9 protein-coding genes are annotated in these 10,751 nt (G+C 51.4%); 2 read left to right on the top strand and 7 right to left on the bottom strand.

Annotated elements, in window-relative coordinates; genetic code table 11:
* Positions 1–37: 37 nt before the first annotated feature.
* From cbiD to LIZ87_RS13800, 3 genes are all read right to left on the bottom strand, one after another.
* Complete coding sequence (gene cbiD, locus LIZ87_RS13810) at positions 38–1,255, bottom strand: cobalt-precorrin-5B (C(1))-methyltransferase CbiD (RefSeq protein ID WP_227147873.1); 1,218 nt, start codon at positions 1,253–1,255, stop codon at positions 38–40.
* Positions 1,256–1,332: 77 nt separating this feature from the next.
* Complete coding sequence (locus LIZ87_RS13805; RefSeq protein ID WP_227147871.1) at positions 1,333–2,433, bottom strand: cobalt-precorrin 5A hydrolase; 1,101 nt, start codon at positions 2,431–2,433, stop codon at positions 1,333–1,335.
* A 51-nt stretch (positions 2,434–2,484) separates the two neighbouring features.
* Entirely contained in the window at positions 2,485–2,709 is a 225-nt protein-coding gene (locus LIZ87_RS13800; protein WP_227147869.1) for a small, acid-soluble spore protein, alpha/beta type, read from the bottom strand.
* A gap of 171 nt (positions 2,710–2,880) precedes the next feature.
* On the opposite strand from LIZ87_RS13800, the gene LIZ87_RS13795 reads away from it, so the two are divergent.
* Both LIZ87_RS13795 and LIZ87_RS13790 read left to right on the top strand, forming a co-directional pair.
* Positions 2,881–3,615 (top strand): LytR/AlgR family response regulator transcription factor, encoded by a 735-nt coding sequence (locus tag LIZ87_RS13795; RefSeq protein ID WP_178316716.1) that lies wholly within the window; start codon positions 2,881–2,883, stop codon positions 3,613–3,615.
* Positions 3,612–4,943, top strand: coding sequence for an ATP-binding protein (locus LIZ87_RS13790; protein WP_178316715.1), 1,332 nt, complete (start codon positions 3,612–3,614; stop codon positions 4,941–4,943). Before LIZ87_RS13795 ends, LIZ87_RS13790 begins: the two co-directional genes overlap by 4 nt.
* A 129-nt stretch (positions 4,944–5,072) precedes the next feature.
* Here LIZ87_RS13790 and LIZ87_RS13785 read toward each other — a convergent pair whose 3' ends face one another.
* The 4 genes from LIZ87_RS13785 to pap all read right to left on the bottom strand — a co-directional run bounded on the left by LIZ87_RS13785 (position 5,073) and on the right by pap (position 10,673).
* Positions 5,073–7,076, bottom strand: a complete 2,004-nt coding sequence (locus tag LIZ87_RS13785) for a bifunctional 4-hydroxy-3-methylbut-2-enyl diphosphate reductase/30S ribosomal protein S1 (protein ID WP_227147867.1) — start codon at positions 7,074–7,076, stop codon at positions 5,073–5,075.
* On the bottom strand, positions 7,073–7,759 hold the full coding sequence (gene cmk, locus LIZ87_RS13780) for a (d)CMP kinase (RefSeq protein ID WP_227147865.1): 687 nt from the start codon (positions 7,757–7,759) through the stop codon (positions 7,073–7,075). Before cmk ends, LIZ87_RS13785 begins: the two co-directional genes overlap by 4 nt.
* A gap of 83 nt (positions 7,760–7,842) precedes the next feature.
* On the bottom strand, positions 7,843–9,171 hold the full coding sequence (locus LIZ87_RS13775; RefSeq protein ID WP_227147863.1) for an NAD(P)/FAD-dependent oxidoreductase: 1,329 nt from the start codon (positions 9,169–9,171) through the stop codon (positions 7,843–7,845).
* The gene (pap, locus tag LIZ87_RS13770) at positions 9,168–10,673 is read right to left on the bottom strand and encodes a polyphosphate:AMP phosphotransferase (RefSeq protein WP_227147861.1); all 1,506 of its coding nucleotides are present in this window, start codon (positions 10,671–10,673) and stop codon (positions 9,168–9,170) included. Before pap ends, LIZ87_RS13775 begins: the two co-directional genes overlap by 4 nt.
* Positions 10,674–10,751 lie beyond the last annotated feature (78 nt).

Below are 10,751 nucleotides of genomic sequence, written 5' to 3'. Positions count from 1 at the left end.
TTGCAGCCGTTCCTTGAAGCACCGCTGCTTTTTTCTTCTATTCCTGTTCAGATCCGCTGATTGAACGGCGGCGGAACCCTTTCATCATTTCCTCTGCTCCGGGAGTCTGCCCCAATACCCCGCGCTCGTTTGTAAATACAAGGGCCTCCACCTTCAGACTGTCCCCGGCCCGCCTCCTTAAGCTGCGGCCGATCCTCTCCATGATCCTGTCCATTGTCCTCTCCCGAAGCCCCGGCACGGTCTCTAAAAGAGCCAGGCCCTGATCCACTGTCACGGCATCCAGCACCTGTTCCACCAGAGGGCCCTCTGCACCGCAGACAGACGCATGGGCCCCCAGGATCTCCATTCTGCCATCTGCCACGGAGGAATGGGTGTTCATGATGCCCCCGGCTATCTTGATCAGCTTCCCACCATGGCCGATGAGAAGGATCTCCTTTATTCCCTCCTGGGCTGCCATGTCAAGAGCTGCACCGATATAATTGCTGCATTTTACTGCCTGCTCCAGATCCAGCCCCAGATGGCGGCTTAAAAAGGCCTCTCCGTAATTTCCCGGCGTCACCATGAGCCTGTCCATACCTGAAAGATGCTTTTGCCTGAGCTCCAGGCGTATGGTCTCTATGAGAGCCGCCTCGCTCATGGGCTCCACAATACCGCTTGTGCCCAGGATGGATATTCCTCCCACGATCCCAAGCTTTGGATTAAAGGTGCGCTCTGCCGCCTCTCTCCCGTCGGGAACGGAAATTTCTATGGAAAGCTTCCCCTGAAACCCCTTTTCCCTGCATACGGCCGCCACCTGCTCGAATATCATCCTTCTGGGAACCGGATTAATGGCCGCTTCCCCCACTTTGCAGCTGAGTCCCGGCTTTGTAACCCTTCCGATTCCCACTCCACCCTTTAATATAAGAGAAAATGCTTCCGTTTTATACTCAAAATCCCCACTTTCTCTGCAAAAATCCCCTTTATTTTTGCTGACGTCTCCCACTTTCACAGTAGAATACACAAGCAGGCCGTCTGTCACATCCGGATCATCTCCCCCATCCTTTCTCACGGCGCAGGAGACCATCTCCTTCTTCTGCCTGATCTCCTCTATGTCCAGATGCAGCCTGATACCTTTGGGAGTCAGGAGGAAGACCTGTTCTCTCCTCTCTCCGGACAACAGCATAGCGGCAGCTGCCAGGGAAGCCGCTGCCGCACAAGTACCTGTGGTATAACCCCATCTTAATTTTTTCTGTTTGGTAGAACCATATGTATCCATGCCATCTCCCTGTGCCAGTTTTTCTGAATAGCTACCTAATTTTAAAGTATAGCATGTCCTACCAGATTTCACAATCCTTATTTCCCTGTAAACCTACATGCGCCCGGCTGGCAGCCGCAGCCGATATCCACTACGCCTGTGATCTCCAATGCCGCCGCCACCGTGATCCCCTCTGCTGCCTGTTTTCTTATGAGCAGCCTTCCTCCTCCCATGCAGGCCGCGCGCTCGCAGACATTTCCCACGCCAACGGTCTTCCTCACAAATTCTGATTCTGCAAACTCTCCCTGAATTTCAGAAAGCTTTTCTGCACAGTAGAACCGTCCTTCCCAGCCATATTCCTCCAACAGGGAACGGATGGCCTCCTCATCCCTTTTTACGTCAATGGAAGCCAGGGCCTTTACTGACCTTATGTCGATCCCATTTTCTTCCAGGATCTTCCCGACGAGTGCCTTTAAGGCTGCTTGGTCTGTTCCCCTCCTGCATCCGATCCCCAGGACTACCGCCTTCGGCACCAGGCGCAGGCAGGACTTTTCCATAAGCGGTACAGGACGGGGCGCAGTGCTGCTTCTTATGGTCACCCATATATTGTGGGCGCAGGCCTCTGATGTGCAGCCCTCCGGTATCCCATTGCAGGGAAGATCGCTGAAAAATCCTGCTTTTTTTCCTTCCAGCAGACTGGCAGACAGCGCCTTTGCCTCCTCCCTGTCTGTGATGGCAAGGCCGTTTCCGGCGGCAAACAGATCCACGGCAAACAGGCCGTTCACATCCGTAGCTGTTGTGATCACAGGAACTGCCCCCAAAATGTCCCCTATCCTGAGAGCCAGCCTGTTGGCCCCTCCCACGTGGCCGGAGAGAAGAGGAACCGCAAACTGTCCTGCCTCGTCCACTGCCACTACCGGGGGATCTGTCATCTTATCACGGACCCAGGGGGCGATCCCTCTGACAGCAATTCCCACAGCTCCCACAAATACCATAGCGCGGCCCTGGTCAAACATGAGACCGCACCACTGCTTTAACTCCATGTCCCGCTCCCTCAGGCCCTCTGCCCTCCACTGGGGCAGGAGAAAACGCTCCGGCACATAGGCCTCACAGTCCTCCCCTGCCTCCACAAACTCGCAAAACAGCCTGCGGACAAGCTCTGCGCCGAGGGCTGTAAAACAGATCATCCCGATTTTCATCTGTATCTCCTTTACCGGTATGCACAGTATGTTCTCTTCCTCAAGTATAGCTTAACTTTCCTCTGCTTTCAATGCCTCTGCCTTCATCTCCCTCTTTCTTTTGGTGATAAGTCCGCCGATCTTTCCGCTTTCCTTTGCTGTCAGGCTCCTCCAGCCATTCTCCATCACTTTTCCGTCCAGCCCTAATTCCTGGGCGATCTCAAATTTCAGCTGCTCTTCAGGGCTGAAATCCTTCGGATCAAAGGGCCCGCTCTTTTTTGTCTTTGATTTTCCCATTGATTCTGGTCTCCTTTCACGCTGCAGAATAACGACTGCAGCTGCACAGAACCAGTATGCTCACATTTTTTACAACTTATTCCAATTATTCTTGCTTTTTAAAAATTTGTATATTATACTGGATTTAAACAGAAGGAATCTAACTGATCCTGACATTTACGAGGCTTCCAATTGAAGATAGCGATTATTGAAGATTCAAAGGACGATGCACTGCGTCTGTCCGAATTTATAACTACATATTGTTCTGGTGTACATTTATGTCAGCAGACAACCCTTTTCCACACTGCGTCGGATTTTCTGCATACCTGGAAATCCGGCGCTTTTGATTTAATATTTATTGATATCTTTCTGAATAACGGTGAAGCTTTGGGGCTTCAGCTTGCTGACAGGATACGCAGGGAGGATGAACAGTGCTCCATTATCTTTACCACTGTCAGTCCTGATTTTGCATTAAAGGGATATGAGGTCAGAGCACTTGATTATCTTGTAAAACCGATTTCCTATGGCAGCCTGCGCCGTACCATGGATTATTACCGTTCTTCTAAGAAAAAACAGCCCAGGCACTATATTGAGGTAAAGGAAAGCCGCATCATGGTAAAGATCATGGTGGATGATATCCTGTATACGGATTATTTTAATCACTATATACAGATCCACCTTCCAGGACGTGTGGTTCGCACTTATATGAAATTTGATGCATTTTCACCACTGCTGCTGCACCTTCCCCAATTCTTATGCTGCTACCGCAACTGCATTATTAATATGGATAAAGTAACTGCTCTGCTCAAAACAGAGTTCATCGTAACTTCAGGAGAACACCTGCCCATTGCAAGGAACCTGCGCCCGCAGATCCAGCAGCAATTTGCAGATTACCAGTTCCACAAATTGAACGGAGGCAATGGATGACTTTCACAAACATCCGGTATCTATCCATGATCCTGGCTGAGACAGCAGCTATGATTCTGCCGTTTTTTGTGATTTTCCGAAAAGACTGCCGCTTTTCTCCATGCAAACTTACAGGTATTCTTATGGGATACCTGTTTTTTGTGTCCTTTTTGCAGCTGCTTCTGGCAGATGCTGCTTCCGGCGCCTTCTACCGGTCTTTTTCTATTGATTGTGTTTTTATGCTCTTTTCTGTCCTACTCTGTCTTTTCCTGACAAAAACAAATGTGTTGGCGATCATCTACACTCTTTTTGTCTTTAAAAATGTTACCGATGCCGCCATTTTCTGTTTCCAGTCCGTTACCGCCCTGGCAAATGCAAATGGGCTGCATCTTATCCTCGGACTTTTTTTCCTGATCCTCGTCTGCCTATGTGCCTGTCATCTGGCTTCTCTGCCTCCTGACAGGACTGCTGCCTATGTGCTTTCCCTGGCAGAATGGAGGCTGTTCATCGCCATTCCGGTTATCTTTTTTATCATGTTCCGCTTTACGCCTGTTAACATTTTTCCTGCCCGGCTGCCCGCCTATCCGCCTGGCCTTGCGCTGGTTTCCGTGTGCTGGCTGGCCTGCGTCTGTATCATCCACTATGTTACCTTCCATACTCTTTCAAAGCTCTCCCAAAGCTATGCCATCCGTGAACAATATAAGACCTCGAAGCTTCTGACAGATGTACAGACCGCACAAATGGAACAGCTTGAGCAGACCCTGGAGCAGATGATGGAATCACGCCACAATTTCCGCCATCACTTTGTCACAGTAAAAGGTCTTCTGGAGCACGGCAGCCTTGACGCTGCCTTAAACTATATTGATTCCTATCTTGGAAACAGCCATCCTGTCTCCAATGTCCAATACTGCTCCAACCTCTCTGCCAACGCTCTTCTTAATTACTATCTGGAGGAGGCCCAAAAGCATCTCATCCGTGTGACCACCAACATTACCCTTCCAAAGGACCTTCCCCTGCCGGAAATTGACTTCTGCACTATCCTGGGAAACCTCCTTTCCAATGCCCTGGAGTCCTGCCTGCGTCAGGAATCCGAACAGCAGCCATTTATCACCGCCAATATCTGCCTGTCCGGAGAGTCCATGATCACCCTATCCATCTCAAACTCCTACACCCATGAGATCCGTGAACAGGATGGGCATTTTCTCTCCTCCAAAAGGGAGCACACCGGAACAGGCACTGCCTCCGTACGTTATCTGGCAGAACGGTATCACGGTGTCCTGCGGTACAAATACGGGAATGGCATTTTCGAGGCCTCCCTTCTTTTGAACCCCTGTATGGATCAGGGATGAAGATGGGAATACTGACAGATCAAAAGAATCCTGCGATCCTGCCGGTCGGTTTGTTACATAGGAGTCTCCTATGTAACAAAAAGGGGCAGCCCCAAAAGGACTGCCCTATTCTCACGCGATCGTATGTGATTACTCCTCAATGGACTGTGCCACTGCATCAATGTCAACATCTGCCACGTCAGCATCTTCTACGCGCTCCTGTGGTGCCGGAGCCAGCATAGCCTTGATGCTTAAGCTGATCTTGTGGTCTGCCTCGTTGAAGTCAACCACCTTTGCTTCTACTTCCTGACCGATCTTTAATACGTCAGCCGGCTTCTCAATGTGCTCTCTGGAAATCTGGGAAACGTGAAGCAGTGCGTCTACGCCTGGCTCCAGCTCAACGAATGCGCCAAAGTCAGTCATACGTGCAACGCGGCCAACTACGATGTTGCCTGCTGCGTACTTCTCTGCTGCCTGTACCCATGGATTTGCCTCCGGGAACTTAAGGCTCAGTGCGATCTTCTCGCCCTGGATATCCTTGATCAGGACTCTTACCTGGTCACCAGCCTTGAAGACCTTCTTTGGATTCTCCACACGGCCCCAGCTCATCTCGGAGATGTGAAGAAGTCCGTCAGCTCCGCCTAAGTCAATGAATGCACCGAAATCAGTTACATTCTTTACAACACCGTCAACAGTATCGCCTGGCTGGATCCTTGCGAACAGCTCTTCCTTCATCTGTGCCTTCTTCGCAACCAACAGCTGCTTTCTGTCGCCGATGATCCTTCTTCTCTTTGGATTGAACTCTGTGATAACAAACTCGATCTCCTGGCCTGCATACTTGGATAAATCCTTCTCATAGCTGTCAGATACAAGGCTGGCCGGGATAAATACTCTTGCGCCCTCAACCTCAACGCTTAAGCCGCCGTCTAATACCTGTGCTACCTTTGCAGTGAGAACTTCCTGATTCTGGCAAGCCTCCTCCAGACGCTTATTGCCTCTGTCTGCTGCCATTCTCTTATAAGACAGGGAGACCATGCCTACGCCGTCATTCAGCTTAATGACCTTAGCCTCCATCTCTTCTCCAATCTGTACCTTGGTAGTCAAATCTACGTTATTGTCGTTGCTATATTCGTCACGGGTGATAACTCCCTCTGACTTATTACCTGCAATACTCAGAATAATCTCATCTTTGTTGACTTCAATAACCTGACCGGTGACTATCTCTCCTGTACGTATTGGTTTGGTTGATTCTTCCTCTTCCTTTAATAACTCTGCAAAACTCTGCTCTGCCATTCTGGTATGAACCTCCTCAATATTCTTTTTTGGGGTGGATGCCCCAGCTGTAATACCTACGTTGCGCACAGAAGATACACTGTCAGGATCTAAGTCGCCGAGTGTCTGAATGTAAAATGTATTTTTACACTCCTTGAGGCAGATTTCGTACAGCTTCTGGGTATTGGAGGAGTGCCTTCCGCCGATGACGATCATGGCATCCACCTGTGAAGCAATCCTTGCCGCCTCCACTTGTCTTTCCTGTGTTGCATTGCAAATCGTATTTAAAACACTACTATCATAACCCTTTTTCAAAAATTTTTCAACTAATTCTTTAAATTTGTTGTAATTAAATGTCGTTTGGGATACGATACACAGCTTTTTTCCCTCTGGAATCTTGAATTCTTCTGCTTTTGCTTCATTTTCTATGACAAAAGTATATTCATCCCCCCAGCCTTTGATTCCCTCGACCTCCGGGTGATCCGGGCTTCCAATGATCACCACGCACTCCCCTGCCCTCACGTGCTCCTCCACAATGCGGTGGATCTTCTTTACAAAGGGACAGGTGGCATCCACCACGGTCACCCTCCTGGCGTTTAAGATGTCGTAGATATGGCGGCTGACGCCATGGGAGCGGATAACTACGATGCCCTCTCCCTCAGGCAGGGACTTTAAGTCCTCCTCTGTCTCCAGCACACGGACTCCCTTTTCCTCCAGATCCCGGACAACCTCCTCGTTGTGGATGATGGGGCCATAGGTATAGATCGGTCCCTTCGCCTTGCCTTTTTTTACATTTTCAATCTGCTCATAGACCTTTTCTACCGCTTTTTCCACTCCAAAACAAAAGCCTGCTGTCTTTGCCACGATCACATTGCGCTTCACTGTTCCACCTCCAGGCCATGCTCACAGGCAATGCGGATAATGGCAGCTGCCACCTCCTGTGCTGTCATGGGGGAGCTGTCAAGAAGCACTGCATCCTCTGCCTGCTTTAAGGGGGAATGCTCCCTGTGCATATCGCGGTGATCCCGCTCCTCAATATCCTTGCGGATCTCATCCAGGTCACAGGAAAGGCCCTTTTTTGTAAGCTCCTTATAGCGGCGCTCCGCCCTTACCCGCGAGGAGGCTGTGAGATAGATCTTGACCGGGGCATCCGGCAGGACGCAGGTGCCGATATCCCTTCCGTCCATGATGACATTCTCCCTGGCGGCAAGCTGCTTCTGAAGCTCTACCAGCTTCTCCCGCACAGGCATGTATACCGAGGTGGAGGAAGCCATATTGCCCACCTCCTCGGTGCGGATAAGGCCTGTGACATTTTCCCCGTTTAAGAATACCTGCTGGGCCCCATCCTCATAGCGGATCGTGATATCCACGCCGCCGCAGGCTGCTGCGATCGCTGCCTCATCTGCCGGGTCAATGCCCTGACGCAGAAACGAAAGGGCCATGGTCCGGTACATGGCGCCTGTATCCACATACACAAAGCCCAGCTCTTTTGCCACCATTTTGGCAATGGTGCTCTTTCCTGCCCCTGCCGGGCCGTCGATTGCGATATTAAAATGCTTCGTCATTCCTGTATTCTCCTGCTCTGTCTCTTATTTCTTTTGCTGTTCACAAAAACGGCTGTTTTCAGCCGGGCGGCAAACAGCTGCCTTTATTCCCGTGATGCGGTCCCTGTTCCTGCACACCAGCCCGTGGACCAGGCGATCTGAAGGTTATAGCCTCCCGTCACCGCATCCAGATCCAGCACCTCTCCTGCAAAGTACAGGCCCGCTGTCTGCTTGGATTCCATGGTGGAGGGATTGATCTGTTTGACAGAAATGCCTCCCTGGGTGATGATGGCCTCCTTGAAGCTTCGCAGGGCTGTCAGTGTAAACTCCAGTCCCTTTGTCACCTCTGCCAGCCTGCGACGCTCCTCCTTTGTGATCTCATTGACCTTCTTATCCGGATGGATGCCGCTGCGGGCGATGATGACGGGGATCATTTTTGCGGGATATAAATGGTTTAAGGCATTTTTAAACTGTTTATTCACTGCCTCACCAAAATCCCGCAGGATACGCTCGTCCAGCTGCTCCGCCGTCAGGGCCGGCTTTAAGTCGATCACCAGACGCAGTGGCTGCTTTTTGATGGCCTTTGCCCCGTAGGAGCTGGCACTTAGGAGTATGGGGCCGCTGACGCCGAAATGGGTAAAGAGCATTTCGCCGAACTCCCGGTAAAGCTCCTTTCCTCCGGCATAGACGGCAGCCTCCACGTTTTTCAGGGAAAGCCCCTGAAGGGCTTTGACCTCTAAAGCTTCCGCCGCCTCAAAGGGGACCAGGGCAGGAGAAAGGTCCGTGATCTTGTGGCCCAGCTCCTCTGCCCACCGGTAGCCGTCTCCTGTGGAGCCTGTGGACGGATAGGAAAGGCCTCCTGTAGCCACGATCACGCTGTCTGCCGCTTCACGCCTGCAGCCGGCGTAACGTGACTGCCCGCTGTCCATGGTACCGGACTCCGCCCCGGCTCCATGATATCTCTCTGTTCCCCGGCCTTCCAGGAGGATCCCCCTGCATATCCCTTCCTCCACCCACAGCCCTTCTACCCTGCTGTTTAAATGAATGCTCACGCCCTCCTTTTTCAGGATGCGCTCCAGGGTGCTTATGACGTCAGATGACTTGTCGGAGGCCGGAAACACCCGGTTCCCCCGCTCTGTTTTCAGGCGCAGTCCGGCATCTTCCAAAAGCGCCATCATATCCTGGTTCGTAAAGCCGTAAAAGCTGCTGTAGAGGAATTTGGCGTTGCTCACCACTGCCCGGAACAGATCCTCGGTATCGCAGGCATTTGTGATATTGCATCTACCCTTTCCTGTGATAAAAAGCTTTTTCCCCAGCTTTTCATTTTTCTCATAAAGACTTACCCGGCATCCGCTCCGGGCAGCAGCAATGGCGGCGGCCATACCAGCTGCGCCGCCGCCTACTACGATCACATGTCGTTTTTCCTGTGTCATTCTCTATTCTCTTTCACTTCTTTGATCTTCTTTTCCAACGCATCCACCACGGTCTTTAATACCTTTACCCTGGCATAGCGCTTGTCATTGCCTTCCACCACGATCCATGGGGCATAGGTGGTGGAGGTGCGCACGAGCATTTCATTGACCGCCTCCTCGTAGGCGTCCCATTTTTCCCTGTTGCGCCAGTCCTCGTCCGTGATTTTCCACTGCTTCATGGGGTTCTCCTGGCGCTCCTTGAAGCGGCGCTCCTGCTCGTCCTTGTCAATGTGGAGCCAGAATTTCAGCACCACTGCCCCGGCGTTTGCCATGTGGGACTCCATTTCGTTGATCTCCAGATAGGCCCGCTTCCACTCTGCTTCCGTACAGAAGCCCTCAATGCGCTCCACCATCACTCTGCCGTACCAGGTGCGGTCAAAGATAGCGATATGGCCTGCCTTTGGAACATTGTTCCAGAAGCGCCACAGATAATGGTGGACCTTCTCGATATCATTGGGAGAAGCCGTGGGATTCACCCGGTAGCCCCTGGGATCCAGCTGACTGGTAAGGCGCTTGATGGCTCCTCCCTTACCTCCTGCATCCCAGCCCTCAAAGCCGATGACTACGGGAATGCGCAGGCGGTAGATCTCGCTGTGGAGCTCTGACAGGCGCTTCTGGAGCTTTTTCAGCCTGGTCTTGTACTCCTCCTCTGTCAGGCTCTTTGAGAGGTCAATGCCGGAGAGGACGCCGTTTTTAAAGTGTTCTCTTGCCGTCAGAGCGCCTGTATCCCTGCCTTCCTTTGACGCCATCTTCTTCCTTGCCAGCTCATATTCCAGCCTGTCAATGACAGTGGTAATGATCTTAAGGGCTGCATAGTCCTTATCCAGCGCTTCGATGATGGTCCAGGGAGCGTAATCCGTATCTGTCTTTTCCAGCATCTCCTCGTTCATCTGGAGATAGCGGTCAAATTCCTTGTTCCGCTGCCAATCCTCCTTCGTAACCCTCCAGGCCGTCTCTTTGGACCCATCCAGCTTCTTAAAGCGCTTCTTCTGCTCCTCCTTGTCAATATAAAGGAAAAACTTGATGATCGCCGTCCCATCATCTGAGAGCTGCTTCTCAAAGGACATAATATCCTGGCAGGCATCTGCCAGCATGTTCTCGGGGGTCAGTCCGTCAAAGCGGTCCACCTGAAGGCTGCGGTACCAGCTCCTGTCAAAGATGGCGATCCTGCCCTTTGCCGGAGTCTTTGTCCAATAACGCCACAGGAAGGGGCGCATCTGCTCGTCCTCTGTGGCCCGGTTGCAGGCATATACATCAAAGCCCCTTGGATCCAGGGACTGGATCAGGCGGTTGATCTGAACGCCCTTTCCCGCTGCCCCCATTCCCTCAAAGACGATGATAATGGGGATCCCGGCTGCCTTGCACTCCCGCTGCAGAAGGCCTAAGCGCTCTCCTGCCTCATCCATGGACTTGCGGTATGTCTTCTTCTCAACTTTTTTGTTCAAATCGATTTTTTCCAGCATAATGTACCCTCCCTATGGGTTGTGTGCGGTGGATTGGTTTTTATGATAAAGATTATACCACAACTCCTTTTATAGTAA

Origin of the sequence: Lacrimispora sp. 210928-DFI.3.58 (genome assembly GCF_020554865.1) — a bacterium.
Classification (GTDB): domain Bacteria; phylum Bacillota; class Clostridia; order Lachnospirales; family Lachnospiraceae; genus Enterocloster.
This window is presented reverse-complemented; position numbering and strand designations above follow the sequence as displayed.

Bases quoted from the DNA above. Each gene is read 5' to 3' on its own strand.
- cbiD (WP_227147873.1), bottom strand. From the start codon at position 1,255: ATGGATACATATGGTTCTACCAAACAGAAAAAATTAAGATGGGGTTAT.
- LIZ87_RS13805 (WP_227147871.1), bottom strand. From the start codon at position 2,433: ATGAAAATCGGGATGATCTGTTTTACAGCCCTCGGCGCAGAGCTTGTC.
- LIZ87_RS13800 (WP_227147869.1), bottom strand. From the start codon at position 2,709: ATGGGAAAATCAAAGACAAAAAAGAGCGGGCCCTTTGATCCGAAGGAT.
- LIZ87_RS13790 (WP_178316715.1), top strand. From the start codon at position 3,612: ATGACTTTCACAAACATCCGGTATCTATCCATGATCCTGGCTGAGACA.
- cmk (WP_227147865.1), bottom strand. From the start codon at position 7,759: ATGACGAAGCATTTTAATATCGCAATCGACGGCCCGGCAGGGGCAGGA.
- LIZ87_RS13775 (WP_227147863.1), bottom strand. From the start codon at position 9,171: ATGACACAGGAAAAACGACATGTGATCGTAGTAGGCGGCGGCGCAGCT.
- pap (WP_227147861.1), bottom strand. From the start codon at position 10,673: ATGCTGGAAAAAATCGATTTGAACAAAAAAGTTGAGAAGAAGACATAC.